11 protein-coding genes and 2 tRNA genes are annotated in these 17,729 nt (G+C 52.7%); 6 read left to right on the forward strand and 7 right to left on the reverse strand.

From position 1 onward, the window contains the following. Window positions 1–204: 204 nt before the first annotated feature. The 3 genes from FJM74_RS10955 to mutS all read right to left on the reverse strand — a co-directional run bounded on the left by FJM74_RS10955 (window position 205) and on the right by mutS (window position 3,557). A tRNA-Leu gene (locus FJM74_RS10955) sits at window positions 205–288 on the reverse strand. Between the two features lie 85 nt (window positions 289–373). Beyond that, a tRNA-Gly gene (locus FJM74_RS10960) sits at window positions 374–446 on the reverse strand. A gap of 477 nt (window positions 447–923) precedes the next feature. After that, complete coding sequence (gene mutS / locus FJM74_RS10965; RefSeq protein ID WP_187262636.1) at window positions 924–3,557, reverse strand: DNA mismatch repair protein MutS; 2,634 nt, start codon at window positions 3,555–3,557, stop codon at window positions 924–926. Between the two features lie 473 nt (window positions 3,558–4,030). Between mutS and FJM74_RS10970 the strand changes: the two genes are divergently transcribed. The 4 genes from FJM74_RS10970 (at window position 4,031) to FJM74_RS10985 (ending at window position 8,945) form a co-directional block, all read left to right on the forward strand. After that, a complete protein-coding gene (locus tag FJM74_RS10970) occupies window positions 4,031–4,561 on the forward strand; it encodes an RNA methyltransferase (protein WP_187262637.1) in 531 nt (176 codons plus the stop codon). Between the two features lie 558 nt (window positions 4,562–5,119). Further along, the gene (locus tag FJM74_RS10975) at window positions 5,120–7,570 is read left to right on the forward strand and encodes an outer membrane beta-barrel family protein (RefSeq protein WP_187262638.1); all 2,451 of its coding nucleotides are present in this window, start codon (window positions 5,120–5,122) and stop codon (window positions 7,568–7,570) included. 404 nt (window positions 7,571–7,974) lie between these two features. Further along, window positions 7,975–8,157, forward strand: coding sequence for a hypothetical protein (locus tag FJM74_RS10980; RefSeq protein WP_187262639.1), 183 nt, complete (start codon window positions 7,975–7,977; stop codon window positions 8,155–8,157). Between the two features lie 65 nt (window positions 8,158–8,222). Next, a complete protein-coding gene (locus FJM74_RS10985; RefSeq protein ID WP_241739070.1) occupies window positions 8,223–8,945 on the forward strand; it encodes a hypothetical protein in 723 nt (240 codons plus the stop codon). A 110-nt stretch (window positions 8,946–9,055) separates the two neighbouring features. Here the strand turns inward: FJM74_RS10985 and FJM74_RS10990 are convergent, their stop codons facing one another. From FJM74_RS10990 to FJM74_RS11000, 3 genes are all read right to left on the reverse strand, one after another. Continuing rightward, window positions 9,056–11,371, reverse strand: a complete 2,316-nt coding sequence (locus FJM74_RS10990) for a M20/M25/M40 family metallo-hydrolase (protein WP_187262640.1) — start codon at window positions 11,369–11,371, stop codon at window positions 9,056–9,058. 374 nt (window positions 11,372–11,745) lie between these two features. Beyond that, the gene (locus tag FJM74_RS10995; protein ID WP_187262641.1) at window positions 11,746–12,531 is read right to left on the reverse strand and encodes a TerC family protein; all 786 of its coding nucleotides are present in this window, start codon (window positions 12,529–12,531) and stop codon (window positions 11,746–11,748) included. Window positions 12,532–12,674: 143 nt separating this feature from the next. Beyond that, window positions 12,675–13,172, reverse strand: a complete 498-nt coding sequence (locus FJM74_RS11000; protein WP_187262642.1) for a YajQ family cyclic di-GMP-binding protein — start codon at window positions 13,170–13,172, stop codon at window positions 12,675–12,677. 109 nt (window positions 13,173–13,281) lie between these two features. Between FJM74_RS11000 and FJM74_RS11005 the strand changes: the two genes are divergently transcribed. Then, window positions 13,282–13,713 carry a GNAT family N-acetyltransferase gene (locus FJM74_RS11005; protein WP_187262643.1) on the forward strand — a complete coding sequence of 144 codons (432 nt, stop codon included), beginning with the start codon at window positions 13,282–13,284 and terminating at the stop codon, window positions 13,711–13,713. 516 nt (window positions 13,714–14,229) lie between these two features. Here FJM74_RS11005 and FJM74_RS11010 read toward each other — a convergent pair. Next, window positions 14,230–15,009: an SDR family NAD(P)-dependent oxidoreductase gene (locus tag FJM74_RS11010; protein WP_187262644.1), complete on the reverse strand. Its 780-nt coding sequence runs from the start codon at window positions 15,007–15,009 to the stop codon at window positions 14,230–14,232. A 315-nt stretch (window positions 15,010–15,324) separates the two neighbouring features. Here FJM74_RS11010 and FJM74_RS11015 point away from each other — a divergent pair, with 315 nt between their 5' ends. Then, the gene (locus tag FJM74_RS11015) at window positions 15,325–17,700 is read left to right on the forward strand and encodes a TonB-dependent receptor (protein ID WP_187262645.1); all 2,376 of its coding nucleotides are present in this window, start codon (window positions 15,325–15,327) and stop codon (window positions 17,698–17,700) included. Window positions 17,701–17,729 lie beyond the last annotated feature (29 nt).

Raw genomic sequence — 17,729 nt, forward strand, 5'->3', positions numbered from 1 at the left:
CTATGCTTTTGTATTCACTTGTTATCAAATATAATAAAATAGTTGATAGGCTATGTTACCCGAGTAACAAACGAGTAACAAAAAGTAACAAAACATGAGCTAAACAAAGGAAAGTAAGAAAGGGCTGAAAATGAAAAAACCCGCTCAAACAGTGTTTAAAGCGGGTTTTTCTTTTCTGTTGGTTTCCCTTTTTGAGGGGTTCTGTACCAGGAGCGGGAATCGAACCCGCACGAGCTTGCGCTCACAAGATTTTAAGTCTTGCGTGTCTACCAGTTCCACCATCCCGGCAGCCATTCGGAGCAAGGTCCGAAGTGGTTTCCTTAAAAAACAAAGACGTTGTTCAGCACAACGTCTTTATCTTACATTTTACTTGAGCGGGAGACGAGGTTCGAACTCGCGACCTCGACCTTGGCAAGGTCGCGCTCTACCAACTGAGCTACTCCCGCTTTTAGTCATTTCCTAAACCGTTCTAATGATTTAGTGATGCAAAGATATAGACAAAATCTCACTTGTCAAGAGTCTGGGCAAAAAATTTCTTCACTTTTTCGTTTTTCGCTGATTTTCAGGAAGAAAAATTTAGCGACACCGCCATTACCTTGCCTCCACCAGGTAGCAAGGCAAATTATTCTAATGAAATCGGCCTTCTAGTGAGATTTTAGATGCTAGCTTTATTACCTGAATCGGGACATGAAGAGGCTTCACCAAATCCAAAACTAGAAATACAAAATTAGAATTCTCGAAATAGGATCGTACTGCCCCTTACAGATGCATTTCCGGGCCTTTTTCAGCTGGAAGCTGCTGAAGCGGTTCTGACAGCTTCAGCTAGCAGGCCGCCCATAATTACTAATCTGGCGCAGCCTGTCAATTATTCTAATGAAAAAGGCCTTCCAGGGCTTGCTTGTGCCTGAAATGCCTTGCCTCTGTTACCGTACCTTGTCTTTCTTCTTCTTATCCAGCAGCAGCTTGAGCTCATTTAGCTTCAGGAGCGCCTCTACCGGGGTTATGGTGTTTATGTCGAGCTGCTCCACCGTTTCCTTCAGGCGCTGCAGCTGCGGGTCCTGGGCCTCGAACATGCTGAGCTGGTAGCTGCTCTTGGGCAGGGCCTGCATGTCGGGCTGCTGCTCGGGGTGCGAGATCTTGTCCTGCTCCAGGTGATGCATGATCTCGTTGGCCCGAAGCACCACGCTGTTGGGCATACCGGCCATCTGCGCCACATGAATACCAAAGCTGTGCTCACTGCCGCCCTCCACGAGCTTGCGCATAAACAGGATCTTGCCGTTCGCCTCCTTCACCGACACATTGTAGTTCTTCACACGCGGCAAGTCTTCGGCCAGCTGGTTGAGTTCGTGGTAATGCGTGGCAAACAAGGTCTTGCCTTTGCATTTGGGGTGATTGTGCAGGTGCTCCACAATGGCCCAGGCAATGGAAATACCATCGTAGGTGCTGGTGCCTCGGCCGATCTCGTCCATCAGCACCAGGCTGCGGTCCGAGAGGTTGTTCAGGATGCTGGCTGTCTCCGTCATCTCCACCATAAACGTAGACTCGCCTTTGGAAAGGTTATCGGAAGCCCCCACGCGTGTAAAGATCTTATCGATAATACCTAAAGTAGCTGCCTCTGCAGGTACAAAAGAACCGATCTGGGCCATCAGCACGATCAGGGCTGTCTGGCGCAGCAGGGCGCTTTTTCCGGCCATGTTAGGCCCCGTAATAATAATGATCTGCTGCACCTCGTTGTCGAGGTAAATATCGTTGGGCACGTAGCTCTCGCCCAGCGGCAGCTGCTTCTCTATCACCGGGTGGCGACCTTTTTTGATGTCAAGCACGTGTGCTTCGCTTACCTCGGGCTTCACGTAGTTATTTGTTAACGCGATGCTGGCAAAGGAGCTAAGGCAGTCGATGATGCCGACCACACGGGCATTCTGCTGTACCTGCGCCACAAAGTCCACGGCGTAGAGCACCAGTTCGTTAAAAAGGCTGAACTCGATGGTGTAGATGCGTTCCTCGGCATTCAGAATCTTCTCCTCATAGGTTTTGAGTTCTTCGGTGATGTAGCGTTCTGCGTTCACCAGTGTCTGCTTCCGTATCCAGGAGGCGGGCACCTTGTCCTTGTGTGCGTGTGTTACTTCCAGGTAGTAGCCGAACACTTTGTTGTAAGCTATTTTTAGGGAGCTGATGCCGGTGTTCTTCATCTCGCGCTGCTGCAGTTGCGCCAGGTAATCTTTGCCCGAGAAAGCGATGGCCCGCAGCTCGTCCAGCTCCTCGTGCACCCCTTCGTTGATCATGTTGCCCTGGTTGGTGAGCATCGGGGCATCGGGGCGCAGTATTTTCTTGATCTCCTGCCGCAGCCCGTCGCAGGGGGCTAATTGGGCGGCCAGCTTCTGCAGGGCGGGGATATCGCTCATGGCGAGGCTTTGCTGGATCGGCTCAATGGCATCGAGGGCTTTTACCAGTTGCATCAGCTCCCGGGGGTTTACGCGGCGCACGGCCACCTTCGAGATCAGGCGTTCCAGGTCGTTTATCTGCTTCAGGTGGTGCGTCAGTTCGCCCAGCAGTTCGCTGTGCTGCGTCAGCGCCTCCACGGTGTTGAGGCGGCGTTTTATCTGGGCTACATCCTTCAGCGGCAGCACCACCCACTTCTTCATCAGCCTCGCCCCCATTGGCGTCACGGTCTGGTCGAGCACCTGAATGAGCGGCACCCCCTCCTGATGCTGCGTAAAAATCAGTTCCAGGTTACGTACTGTAAATCGGTCGAGCCACACGTACTTGTCTTCTTCGAGGCGGGAGAGGGTGGCGATGTGGCTGACTTCCTTGTGGTGCGTTTCAGAAAGATAATGCAAAATAGCACCTGCCGAGATAATAGCTGCCGACATGCCTTCCACTCCAAAGCCTTTGAGCGAGGTGGTGCCGAAGTGGCGGGTCAGCGACTCGTAGGCAAAGTCGTGACTGAACACCCACTCCTCCAGCGCATAGTAGCGGAAGTCGGGGCCGTAGTTCTCAAAAAAGGTCTCTTTCTCGCGTTTGCAGAACAACACTTCGGCCGGAGAGAAACTCTGCAGCAGCTTCCCGATGTAGCTTTTATCGCCCTGGGCGGTCATATACTCGCCGGTAGAAATATCGAGGAAGGAGATGCCGGTTTCGTTTTTGCCGAAATGGATGGCCGCCAGGTAGTTATTGCTGCGCCGCTCCAGCACCTGATCGTTAAACGACACGCCGGGTGTTACCAGCTCCGTTACGCCCCGCTTCACAATGCCTTTCACCGACTTCGGATCTTCTAGCTGGTCGCAGATGGCTACGCGCTCGCCCGCCCGCACCAGCTTGGGCAGGTAGGTATCGAGGGAGTGGTGCGGGAAACCGGCCAGCGCCGTTTCGGAGGCAGAGCCGTTACCGCGCTTGGTGAGCACAATGTCGAGAATTTTACTGGCCCGGATGGCATCTTCGCCAAAGGTCTCGTAAAAATCGCCTACCCTGAAGAGCAGCAGCGCGCCCGGATGCTTCGCCTTAATGGCGTTGTACTGCTTCATCAGCGGGGTTACGGTACTGTTATCTCCACCTTTCATGCGATTGATTGTTGGTTGTTGATTGATGATTGTTGGCTGCATTTGCACAGCTTAGCTTACAAAGATAACAGGCTTACAGGAGCATCGGAATGAAATGAGGGGTTTTTGAGGGAAATTATTCGAATGAAAATGGTCTTCCGGAGGCGCTGCTCCTTCTGGTGCTGCTGCTTGTCTGAATCAGAATTTACAGCCTGGGCGACATGAGGAGAATTGAATTTTGACAGATGAGGTAGTTACAAAAGGAGCAGCAGCACCAGAAGGAGCAGAAAGCTCCGGAAGGCCATTTTCATTCGAATAATTTATCAGTTGCCAGGCTGCTCCTTTTCCTTCCCTACAGGATTATGATTTCTCCCCTGTTCCCCTGACCTTTGCAGCATGTAGCTGTGCCAATGGCCGCTACATCGTTTATCAAAAAGAAGCCTCGTGTCTTACCTCTGGATACTCGTGTCTTCTAAAACCTGTGCCTTTTAACCATGCGAAAACTCTCGATGGAGGAACTCAACCGCGATTCGGTGGAGGACTTCCGAAGCAAAGAAAAACTGCCGCTCACGCTGATCCTGGACAATGTGCGCAGCCTCAATAACGTGGGCTCGGTGTTCCGGACAGCCGACGCCTTCATGGTGGAGAAGATTTACCTCTGCGGCATTACCGGCACGCCACCTCACCGCGACATAGAGAAAACAGCGTTGGGTGCCACCGAATCAGTAGCATGGGAACATGTGCCCAATACTTTGGACCTGACCAGGCAGCTGCAGGCGCAGGGTTACAAGGTGGTGGCGGTGGAGCAGGCCGAGAACAGCACCAAGCTGCACGAGTTTGTGCCGGAGCCGGAGCAGCGCTATGCCTTTGTGCTGGGCAACGAGGTGTTTGGCGTGGAGCAGGAAGTAGTCAGCCTTTCGGATGTGGTGCTGGAGATTCCGCAGTTCGGGACCAAACACTCGCTTAACATATCGGTAGCCACTGGTGTGGTGGTGTGGGATTTTCTGAGCAAATCGATTTCCTGATGCCTCAGCAGGATCGAAAGGTTGGTTTGTGTGCAGCAGCAGCGCTAAATGCCGCTGGAGGGGCTTTTTGATTAGAATAATTCCATCAAACCTAACAGGCAACCCCTTAGGAGCTTCTTGGGGCTGTCCACCCGCTTCTGTTGTGGGAGTCCGTAACGAAAAAACGATTTTGGCTTTCGGATTATTTCAATGAAATCAGCCCTCCAGAGCCTAATTCGCCTGCTGCTGAACTGGCTTATACCCGCCCGAACTTAGCAGTGGGCACATCAAGCGTTTTTGCCCACGTGTCACGCCTGTCACTCAGGCCCTTCTAACCTTTACAGGCCCTGAGCGGCCCGCCACCAAAAACTATCACAAAAACCTGATACGCTCGTTAAACTTATGGAGCGCTAAGCTGTCTTACTTACACAGGCTGAAGATCCAGCGGGCAGCATTTATTCCGAAACTGACCAGGTTTTGACCTTTTGCTGAACCAGAAACACCTTTTTTATTTAGCCACACCCTGCCCCTATTAGTAAAACTACAGCTCTCCCAGAGAGCTTTCTATTTTATGAAACTATGAAACTGATTTATACTTTTTTTACCTTTTGCCTCCTCCTTAGCATGCCGGGCTTACTTGCTGCACAACCACAAAGCGCAACCGGCAAGATATCGGGCACGGTGGTAGATGCTACTACCAAACAACCTGTGGGCATGGCCAGTGTGGTGCTCTTAACGCCAGACGACTCCAGCCTGGTAACTGGCGCCAACACCGACTTCGACGGACTTTTCGTGATGGAGCGCGTGCCTTTTGGCCGCTATATTATGCGCATTACGGTGGTGGGCTACCCTACGCGGTTCTCCGGCATCTCTGTTTCGCAGGGTGCGCCTGAGGTGGCGGCAGGCACCATCCGTTTAAAACCCAAGGCTACTACCCTGAGAGAGGTGGAGGTGGTGTCGCAGCGGGAGCTGGTGCAGTACGACCTGGACAAGAAAGTAGTAAACATCAGCCAGGATATTGCCGCTGAAAACGGCTCTGTGGCAGAGGCCCTGCAAAATGCGCCATCGGTGGAGGTAGACATTGACGGCAACGTGAGCATGCGTGGCAGCAGCAATGTCACAATTCTGGTAGATGGCAAGCGCACCGCCCTCGCCAACCTCAGCCTCGACCAGATTCCGGCCAACATGATCGAGCGTGTGGAGCTTATCACCAACCCTTCCTCCAAATACGACCCCGAAGGCACGGGCGGCATTATTAACCTGATCCTGAAAAAAGACAAAACATCGGGCTTCAACGGCATTGCCTCCCTTAACGCCGGCACCTACGACAACTACAACAGCTCGCTTAACCTGAACTACCGCTACAACAAGCTCTCGCTGAATGGTGGCTACGACTTCAGGCAGCGCAACCGCCCCGGCACCAGCTCCAGCTTCCGGACCACCTATCACCCGAACGGCAACAACCCCGATCGCCTGAGCTTCCTGAACCAGAACCAGAGCAGAACCAACCTCGACATTTCGCACAACATCCGGTTTGGTGTCGATTATTACCTTACGCCAAAGCATACGCTCTCGGCCTCCACCCTGCTCCGGACCAGCAAAGAAAGAGGCACCAACCGTATTCTATACCGCTTCCTGGGCGAAAGCCAGGCCCTGGACTCTGCCCAGACCCGCAACAGCACCGACCGCGAAGAGGACTTCTCGATGGACTATGTGCTAGGCTACCGCCAGACTTTCGATCGGAAGGGGCAGGAACTGACAGCCGATTTTATCTACACCAATCACCTCGAAGACGAGTTCAGCAATTTTGAGGAAGTGTACGAAGCGGCCGGCAGGCTCCCGCTGCTCCAGCACACTGGCGCCGACAACATGTTCCGCCGTATCGTCATTCAATCGGATTACGTGCACCCGATCTCCGAAAACAGTAAAATAGAAGCCGGTTACCGCACCTCCATCCAGCGCATGGACACCGACAACCTCTTCTTTAACTACGACCACACCTCTGGGCAGTGGGCCAATGATGCCGGGCGCAGCAACCACTTTGTGTTTGATGAATATGTGCATGCCCTGTACAGCAACTATAGTAACAAGTGGAACAGCATCAGCTACCAGGTAGGGCTACGGGCCGAGCAGACGAACACCACCTCGGACCAGCGCACGCAGCAGGAGGTGTACCGCAACAACTACTTCAGCCTGTTCCCCAGCGTGTTCATCACCCACGATATCGACAAAGACAACAAGCTGCAGTTCAGCTACAGCCGCCGCATCAACAGGCCCCGAAGCCGCAGCCTGAACCCATTCATCAATTACACCGATCCGCTCAACATCCGGTTTGGCAACCCAATGCTAAACCCGGAGTTTATTAACTCGCTGGAGCTGGGGCACCTGAAGTACTGGGAAAACTCCTCGCTTAACTCTACCGTTTTCTACCGGCGCACCACCAACCAGGTGCAACGTTTCCGGGAGTTCGATCCTGAAACCGGCGTAACGGCTACTTCTTTTATCAACCTGAGCACCGGTTCCAATTATGGTGTGGAGGTAGTGGCCACTCATGCCTTAACCGACTGGTGGCGCTTAAACGGCAGCATTTCCGGCTTCCGCACAGAGTTGAACGACAGCCAGGGCGACACCGAACTCAGCACCAACCAGTTTAGCTGGAACACCAAGCTCAACTCCTCCATGAACGTGTGGAAAGACCTGTCCATACAGCTATCTGCGCAGTACCGGGCCCCGATGGTAACTATACAGGGCCGTATGGAGCAGATGTACGGCGTAGACCTGGGGATAAAGAAAGACGTGCTGAAAAAGCAGGGAACCGTATCGTTGCGCGTAACAGACATTTTTGATACCAGGGAATTTAACTTTCTGAGTTTTGGCCCTAACTTCGAAATGCTGAACCGGAACAAGCGCCAGACCCAGATGGTGTATGTTGGCTTTACATACCGCATTAACCGCGAAAGCAACAACCAACGCAACCGCGACAACCAGGAAGACAGAGACGATACCAGCGATATGGAAGACGGGCTCTGAGCTGCAGCCGGGCATCTGAGGAGGTACTTCGGCAGCAGCTCAGCAGGCACTATTTCATTAGAAAAATCCGCTTGTGTGGCAGTTTTCTTATGACCTGTGTTGTGGCAGGCAACCGGGCCCGGACCAGTAAATGGCCCCGTATAAAGTTATTTTGCGGCAAGAGTGGGCCATCCAACTTTATCGTCCTTGCTTTTTTAAAATCCCATCCTTATTCAGGGCCCTTGTAACAAGCCCAGCAGCAAAACGACACCTGTCTGGCACAATTTCGCTCTGTAAATAGAGACAATTAAATAATTGTTATTTTCAAATAAAAATTTATATATTTAGACAGCGGTTTGTTTCATATATAAAGTTGGCCTCCGTAAAAAGTTTACTATTAGGCCTCACCTTATCATCCGCCACTCATGAAGTTCCCGGGTATGATCCTCCTGACCCTTGGTTTCGTATCCCTGCTGCTGGAGTTTTTAGGCGTTAACCTGGTGGTACTCAACTGCCTAAGCCAATGGGGCGGCGCTGCCAGCTGGGCTATTCGTGTTAGTGCGGTAGTGCTGGGCGCCATACTTTACTTTGTTTACCGAGACGACTAGCTCTGGAGCTTTTTTACGACGGAGAACTGCCTTTTGGAGTCATTCGTATAACAAATTGACATTAGATGCAGCATCCTGCCCCCCGGACCGACAGGCTGCTTTCTGAACCATTGAACGACCGAACAGCTATGGATGCTCCGGAATATACACCGCACTTTGTACAAATAAATGAACTCTACATCGACACCGTTGTGATCGACGATACGGAGTTTCTAACCCTCTGGTGCTTTACCCTGCTCGACGAGGAGTATAAATTCATATATCTCGGCTGCGATTTTACACAGTTTAACCAGATCCTGATCGGAGCCGGCGAAAAGGGGAAAGAGATAGCCCTGCACCTGGCCGAAGTCCTGAACAACCCCTACGAAACCCCGACGCTCATCCCGATAAAAGAGCAGTTTGAGGAATACCTGGAACTGCTGGGCTTCGACATTATCATGTACGAGCCGGTAGCTGTGGAAGACGACGCAGACGAGGAACTGGAAGATAACGACGAGTTGCCGATAGAGCAATTGTTTGGCAGCCAGCCTGATAGCACCTCCCGCAAACACCTGATCTACCAGCTCGACAAGCTTTACCCATCCAAGGTTTTTGAACCGGATAAAATGCTCCACGAGAAGTTTGTAGAGGCCTTCGAAGATGATTCGCTGGAATTGGCACAACTCTACTACGACTACCTGAACGCCATAGAGAACGGCTACTCTGAAGAAGAGGCCCGCCAAGTAGCCAGCCTGGAGCGCGACGTATTCTTCCGGATGGCCAAAAAAGCCACAGAACTGTGGAAGTAAAGCAGCTGCAGTAAAGTCTATTGCAGCTGCAGCAGCAGCCTTCGGAGCGTTGTTATATTTTCTTCTGCTTCAGGGTTTTGCGTGGTTAAATTCACTTCTTTTTTATTCCTTTAAAACAGATACCCTTTCCGTACCACCAGCAGGTTACTATCGCGGCCTTGTTCTGGTATTACATGGGCGGGCATGGGCTTTTTAACCAGTTGCGGCGGCAGGCCAATGCTCTGGTCGTAGAGGAGCAGGCGTAGTTGATCGGACTCTTTTACCCTCACCTCCAGCACAACCTCTTTGGATACAGGCAAGCCATACAGTCTGGCAAAATAGTAGGGTAGCTCTTCTGCTACTTCTACAGGTGTCAGATCCAGCGACACGCCGTTCAGGGAGGCACTATGTAAACTGTCGTTCTGTGGTTGCAGCGCCAGCTCCAGGTGTGCGGCTCCGCGCGGGGAAGACAACCTGACCTGCAGAAACCGTTCTCCCCCCGCAACAGAATCCTGCAGCACCTCCGCAAGCGGCACTGGCACGGCCACAGAGTCGGCAGCATTTAGGAGGTAGGTGCGGGAAGCAAAAGGATAGAGCGCCGTTAAGGAACCTGTAGTAGGCTTCGGGAAAAACTGACTGTTCCACTCGTCTGTTTTCTGAAAAGGAGAAACCCAGAAAGCCTCTCCGCTATCTGCATTTAAATAATAGGAAACAGAACTGTGCAACGGCTGTTGTGGCGAAGGAGCTTCGCTGCGGATGGCGATGAGAAGTTGGATGCCTCCGGCCAGCATCAGCGCAAACGGCAGCAAAGGCCACATGCGCCAGCTGTAGCTTTGCTCCAACAGGTGCAGCAAAGGCAGCAGCAAGCCAGCCAGCAGCAGGAGCAGGCCTATCATGGGCAGCGGCAACTGCAGCTCAAAAATCACGAACAGAAAGTGTACATAAGGCATCAGCATAAAAACAGCCGGCAGGGCTGCCACCAGCAGAATCAGCACGGTGCCCCAACGGTCAGGCTGCTGGTGCAGGCCGCGCAGAAAAATGAGCAGTGTGCCGGCCAGGCAAAACAGCAACGGAAAGAGCAACAGGTACGTGGCGGAGAGCAGCAAGAAACAAACCGCCAGCACAAGCACTAACAGCAGCAGGTAAACGCCCATCAACATGGAGAACAGACTTACCCAGCGCAGGGCCAGCCAACTGAGCAACAGAAACAGGCCAAGTGTGAGCAGCAGATAAGCCATAAAAAACTGATCAGCACTATACATGCCGTTAAAGCCATGCGCGTAAGGCAGCTGGCTGTTCACAGAATTGTTTAGCAAATACATAGCCCCTGCTAGGAGGGCCAGCAGCAACAGATACATAAAAAAGCTGCCGGTTACCTGTAGCCCCGTCAGTGCCTGCCGCTTTGCCCCTACTACCCAAGTAACTATAAAAAGCAGGGTCAGCAGGGCCACCCACACATAATTTAGCCAAAGCGGGTACTGTACCAGCCAGCTGCCTGCGGGGTTAAAAAATACTTTGTCCTGTGCTTTGGTATTGTCTAAAGAAATATGGCCCAGGTGCCGCACCAGCGCGAGCAGGTTGCTGCCGTGGTGCTGCAAGGTGCCTGGATCCAGGTTTTCCGGTGAGTCGGTCATTTTGTGGTAGTGCACAAAACCATCAACCGCTGCTGAGTTTAAGCCTGTATAGCCCGCCTGCCGGAAAGGCGTAAAGTCGGTGTTGTTCGGCAGCATACGGTACACCTCATACATCAGCGAACTGGTAAAAGGATAAGGGGCCGCCGCTGCAAACTGCTCCACCATCCACCCGTTTTCGGGGCTCATCTCGAAGGTCATACTGGGGCCAGTGTTTCCCCTGGAGTCGAGGTTGAGCACGACGCTTACCTCGCTGGCCCAGGGGTGCTGCAAGAAAGCGCAGGCACCATACAAGCCATACTCTTCTCCATCGGTGAGCAAAAAGATGAGATCGTGCCGCAGAGGCTCCTCCTGTTGCAGCGCCCTGGCTGTTTCGAGCAGGGCTGCCACTCCGGCGGCATTATCGGCTGCGCCAGGGGTATTGGGTTGCGAGTCGTAGTGCGCCATCAGGAGTACTGCTTTGCCACTGCCGCCACTCCCTGCCAGGCGCCCCACAACATTGTAGACATACCCCGGCATGGCCCCGCCTACCAGCGCACTGCGCACCATCGCCTCCTGCACCTGCGTTTCCAGCCCCAGTTCTTCCATCTCCCGCACCAGGTACTCGCGCACTTCGGCATGGGCTGCTGTACCCATGGCATGCGGCTTTTGGGCAATCTGCCGCACATGCTGCATGGCCCTGATCGCCGAAAACTCCCGGGCAGGCGCATCGGCAGGCAAGGCCTCCGGAGGCCGCAGCAGGTATATACTCAGCCAGCCGATAGCGGTGAGGGTCAGCAGGAGGAAAACGGCGAGGGAGTGGTTTCGGAATGCCATGGAAAGCGTTGAACGGTGGCTGAACTATTTTGAGGCACACGGCAATACTGTAAAATTTAATGAAACGAGCATCTGCCCTTCGGCTACTTACCTGTGCCTGCTGATTTGAGAGCTCGTTTAACAGGTATCTTTTGCGCTTGCAAAAACGGAATTTCAGCAAGCTCTAATATTACAAATTATCGATGCTATATAAAAGAGAATAGGTGTTTGTAAAATACTGGCGCAGCAACACGAGCAGCAGAACCTCCGGAGGGCCTTTTTCATTAGAATAATTTACTATCGCAAAACAAAAGCACGCTACAATTGCTTCTGCAAACAGCAGCGGCTCCACCTGCCGTAGGTGGAGCCGCTGCTGTTTATGCCAGAACTAAAGATCACTTCTCAGCACTCGTTACGCCAGGTTCTATTACCTCGTTCTGCCGCAGTTGCACAGGAGGTGTCTTCTTGCGGAGTTTCATGTTCAGGAACTCCACCAGCAGCGAGAAGAACATGGCAAAGTAGATATAGCCTTTCGGGATGTGCATGTGCAGGGCCTCTATAACCAGCATGAAACCGATCAGGAGCAGGAACGAGAGCGCCAGCATCTTCACAGTCGGGTGCTTGTTCACAAAGTCGCTCACCATTTTGGCGAAAATGAGCATAATGCCCATGGCCAGAATAACGGCCACGATCATCACCTCCACGTGCTGCGCCAGCCCTACGGCCGTCAGAATGGAGTCGAAAGAGAACACGATGTCGATTAGCACGATCTGTACGAGCACCTTTGACATGGTCGCGTGTTTTATGGCGCCGCCATGCCCTTCCTCCTCGCCTTCGAGCTTGTTATGTATTTCGGTGGTACTTTTCGCCAGCAGGAACAAACCGCCTGCAAACAAGATGATGTCGCGCCAGGAAACTGGAAAATCTTCTGGCGTGAAGGGCAGGTTGATGGTGAACAGCGGCGTGTTGGCGCTCACGATCCAGGAAATACCCAACAGCAGGATAACACGGAAAACAAGGGCCAGGGTTAGGCCAATGGTTCGACCTTTGCCCTGCTCCGAAGGCGGGAGCCGGCCCACAATAATCGATATGAAAACAATATTGTCGATGCCGAGCACTACCTCCATAAAGGTCAGGGTCAGCAGGCTTATCCAGGTGTCGGGATTAGCGAATATTTCCATAGTTTTTGTTTGCTACTTGTTAATGGCTGCTTGTTTTACCATTTCCTGATTGTTGTGATTTGCAAACCCGGCCAAATGAACTTGTAAAACGAAGGCGTTTGAACCTGTTCAAAAAATCCGGCAAATCAACAATCGGCAAAATCTTAAGACTTCATGTTGACGAACTGGAGCGGCATGCCGATCTCATCGCTCTTGCTTCTCATCAGGGCGATAACCTCCTGCAGGTCGTCTATTTTTTTTCCTGTTACCCGGATCTGCTCATCCATAATAGCGGCCGACACTTTGGCTTTGCTGTCTTTTATGAGCTTCATGATCTTTTTGGAGGTTTCCTTGTCGATGCCGGCTTTCACCTTGATTTCTTTCTTCACCATCGCGCCCGACTGGTAATGCTCCTTCGAGAAGTCGAGTGCCGTGGCGTCCAGGCCCTGCTTCACCATCTTGCCGATCAGCACGTCTTCGGTGTGCTGCAGGCGCATCTCGTTTTCCATAGAAATGTGCACCTCGCTCGATTTCTTGTCGTACTCCAAGGAGCCCTTGGTGTCGCGGAAGTCGTAGCGGTTCATGATTTCTTTCCGGGCTGTATTCACAGCGTTGTCCATCATCTGCGGATCAACTTTGCTTACAATATCGAAAGAGGCCATAGCTGTTTTTTTCTTGTTAGAAGGTTAGAATTACACGAGTAATTGTCGACAAAGTTATTCTAATTTGAAAATTATTGACTGGTAATTTCGAAATCAGCTAACTTGCCTTATGACCATTATAGAACCCCGCACCCCAGAAGAGCTGGCGCAATACTACCAGCTCCGCTACGACACCCTGCGTCGCCCCTGGAACCAGCCGCCCGGCAGCGAGCGTGCAGATGATGACGATTCTGCGCTGCACGCCATGCTCCTCAGCGATGCCGGAGAGCCGGTCGGTGTCTGCCGCCTGCACCTGAACACGCCGCAGGAGGGGCAGCTCCGCTTTATGGGCATCCGGGAAGACATGCAGGGCCAGGGCCTCGGAAACCTGCTGCTAACCTACCTGGAAGAGAAGGCCAGAAACATGGGAGCTACCCTGATGACGCTGCAGGCCCGCGACTACGCCGTAAACTTTTACCGCCGAAACGAGTATGAGGTGGTAGAAAAAACCTATCTGCTGTTTGGCAGCATTCAACATTTCAAAATGACCAAGCAGCTATAAGCGTGCCCCACAGGCCATGAGACAAACTATATTGATGCTTCAGGCCTGCTTCCTGATTTTAGGAAGCAGCCTGCTAAGCGGATGTCGCCATAACCACGTTCCTCTTGCCACAGGAGTTAGAGCTAATGGACCAGCGTTACCAGCATAAAAATTTTCAGTGAGTGAATAAAATTTACTCTCACCTTTTAGGAGAGTCCTGCGGCATGAGTCCTTTAGCAGCAGCAGAATCTATGGAGGGGCATTTTCATTAGAATAATTGCTGATTGTTGCTGGTTGAATGGTTGGTATGGAGATTTGAAGATCACCTGGTAATAAACACCCGTTAATGTGTATTTTTTAAAACCGCTGGTGCGAGCCTGCAATTCATATCGCTTTTCTCCTCCGGTTCCAGCAAGCCCAAAATAACCTGGTATTGCCCATCTTTAATCCAGTGGCATGAAAGTACGAGCTGCAAGCTCGCACCAGCAGAGAACACCAGTCAGCTCACAACTTTTAACTTTTAGCTCTTACAGCGTCCTACCTTTTTTCCTGTATCACCTTCACTAGTTTCCGGACGAGCCTGCGTGGCGCCAGCCTCACAGAAAAAGCCGTAAGTTTGTCTTTCAGGCTTGGGAACACCAGCACCTCACCGGCCATCATGCCCTCGTACCCGGCTTTGGCCACATCGTTTGCATCGGCTAGCAGCGAATCCCTGAATATGCCGGAACCATCCAGGTTGGCGCGCTCTTTAAAGTCGGTGGCGGTGGCGCCGGGGCACAGCACGGTAATGCTCACGTTAGTTCCCTCCTGCTCTGCCGCCAGCGCCTCCGAAAACGATAGCACATAGGCCTTGGTGGCATAATACACTGCCATGAGCGGCCCCGGCGGAAAAGCAGCCGTAGAGGCAATGTTCAGCACCTTGGCAGGTCTGTCGGTGCGGATCTGGGCCAGAAAAAGCTTGGTGAGGTGCGTCAGGGCGAGCATGTTCACCTGCATCATGGCCAGTTCCTTCTGCACGTCGGTTTCGCGGAAGTAGCCGTAGTTGGCAAAGCCGGCATTGTTCACCAGTATATCCAGCTGCAGCCCTTCTCTCTTAAGTTCATCGAAAATAAGCTGCGGGGCCTCCGGCTTTGCCAGGTCCTGCGCGATCACTTTTGTATATATTTTGTATTTGATGGCAAACTGCAGCGCCATCTGCTGCAGTTTGTCTTCCGACCGTGCCACCAGCACCAGGTTGTGCCCGTCTTTTGCGAAAAGCTTTGCCAGCTGGTAGCCAATGCCACCTGACGCGCCTGTAATCAATGCCGTGTATTTCATATAGATTTGGTTATTGCCTTTGCTGCTAAACGAGAAGCAGAGCGCGAATGTTAAAAACTGGAAAAACATAAAAGGCTTTCCCTCAATCACTTTCAACTGATTATCAGACAGGTTCAGCTCAACAGCCACTCACCTGCGCTGCGCAAAACGGCTACCATCCGAAACTTTCTATCCTGTTAAAAAGGGAGTTTATCTGAAAAAGACGGCTGTTGGTATAATAGTTACCACTCACTACATAGTATTTTTACTATATAAGCATGGTTTTTGTAGCTTTGCACCACAGTTACGCACCCATTCACTACACAAAATAAAACTATGAACCTGTTACAAAAGCCAATCGTTTTCCGTCTGCTGGTATTCCTATTTTTACTCGCAGGCATTCCCTCCTTCTCTGTTGCCCAGCAGCTTACACAGACCATCCGCGGCCGCATCATCGACAAAGAGTCGCAGGAGCCGCTGCCGGGCGCTACGGTAGCCATCTACAACCTCAGCCCGGCCATAGGCACCACAACCGATCTGGACGGCAACTTCAGGCTGGAGCAGGTGCCGGTGGGGCGGCATACGCTGCGCATCAGCTTTGTAGGCTACGAGGAGCAGGTGCTGCCCGAACTGCTGCTGGGCTCCGGCAAGGAGATAATCCTGACCATTGGCCTGACCGAATCTTTCCGAAGCCTGAAAGAGGTGGTGGTAAGCGCCGGGCAGCAGGCCAAGGGCGCTCCTTTGAATGAGATGGCCACGCTGAGTGCCCGCTCCATTTCGGTGGAGGAAACCAAACGCTATGCGGCCAGCATAAACGATCCGGCCCGCGCCGCCCTGAACTATGCCGGCGTAAGCGCCAGCCAGGACATGGGCAACGAGATAATTGTGCGGGGCAACTCCCCAAGAGGTGTGCTCTGGCGTGTGGAAGGCGTGGAGGTACCCAACCCGAGCCACTTTGCCGAAGAAGGCGCTGCAGGTGGCGCAGTGAGTATCCTGAGCGTGAACATGCTCGATAATTCCGACTTCTACACGGGCGCCTTCCCCTCCGAGTACGGCAACGCCCTCTCCGGCGTGTTCGACATCAGGCTGCGCAACGGCAACAACGAAAAGCGGGAGTATGCATTTCAGGCAGGTGTGCTCGGCGTTGATTTTGCGGCCGAAGGTCCCTTTAAGCAGGGCTCCAAAGCTTCTTACCTGGCCAACTACCGCTATTCTACCCTCGCCTTGCTGAATGCGGCGGGCATTAAGATTGCAGGCGACGCGACCCCGGTATTTCAGGACTTTTCGTTTAAGACACGTATTCCTACAGCAAAGACTGGCATTTTCTCTTTCTGGGGCTTAGGCGGACTGAGCAGCCAGAACCTGCGGGCTGAAAGAGACGCCGCTAAATGGGAAGATTACTACGACCGCTTTGACGATGTGTATACGGCTAACATGGGAGCCACAGGCCTCACGCACATGCTGTTCCTGGGCAAAGACGACTACCTGGAGACCACCCTCAGTTACGCTGCCAAACTCACCAAAGTCGATTTCGATTCGCTGTCGAACAGCTACGAGCCGTTCCCGATTTATCGGCATCGTATAACCTACAACACTACCCGCCTCTCTACCCTCTACAACCGCAAGTTCAATAACCAGCATACCCTGCGGTCGGGCATCATCCTGAGCCAGCTGGGCTACGATGCCAGCTCCGAAGGGCAGAACGACGATTACCAGTTTGTGCGCTTTATACAGCAGGACGGCAGCACCAGCATGGTACAAGCCTATAGCCAGTGGAAGTACCGCCTTTCAGAAAAGCTGACGCTGAACTCGGGTGTGCACGCCACCTACTTTGCCCTGAACGGGAAGAGCAGCCTGGAGCCACGGGTTGGCCTGAAGTGGCAGCTCATGCCCGGCAGATCATTAAGTGCAGGGGCTGGCCTGCATAGCCGCCACGAAGCCCTCTCGACCTACTTTACCGAGCAGCGGGTGCAGGATGCAGTGGTGCAGCCCAACCGGAACCTCGGCTTTACCAAAGCGGCCCACTACGTGCTGGCCTACGACCACCTGCTCCGTGAGGACCTGCGTCTGAAAGCAGAAACCTATTACCAGCACCTCTACAACGTGCCCGTAGGTGTGGGCAACAGCAGCTTCTCGAGCCTCAACGCTTCCGGGGGCTTCACCACCGACAGCCTGGTGAACAAAGGTACCGGCCGCAACTACGGGCTGGAGCTGACACTCGAGAAATTCTTCACCAATAATTTCTATTACCTGATGACGGCCTCGCTCTACGATTCGAAGTACACAGCTACTGATGGGATAGAACGCAGCACGCGCTTTAACGGCAACTACATTACTAATTTTCTGGCGGGCAAGGAGTTCAGGGTGGGCAAAGGCGGCAAGAACCTGATCGGTACGAACATAAAACTGCTCTGGGCCGGCGGCAACCGCTACACGCCCATCGATCTGGAGAAGTCGCGCGCGAAAGGCGATGTGGTGTATAAGGAAGAGCAGGCCTATAGCGCCCAGGCCGATGCCTACTTCAGGTCCGACATTCGGGTGAGCTTCCGGAAGAACAACCCGAAAGCATCCTACATCCTGTCGCTGGACCTGCAGAACGTAACCAACCGCCAGAACATGTACGCCCAATACTACGACCGCACCACCAAAGACATCAAAACAAATTACCAGATGGGCCTGGTGCCGGTGCTGAACTACAGAATCGAGTTTTAGGGCCACCAGCTCACAAAAAGATACCGATT

The sequence above is a fragment of the Pontibacter beigongshangensis genome, from assembly GCF_014332515.1.
Classification (GTDB): domain Bacteria; phylum Bacteroidota; class Bacteroidia; order Cytophagales; family Hymenobacteraceae; genus Pontibacter; species Pontibacter beigongshangensis.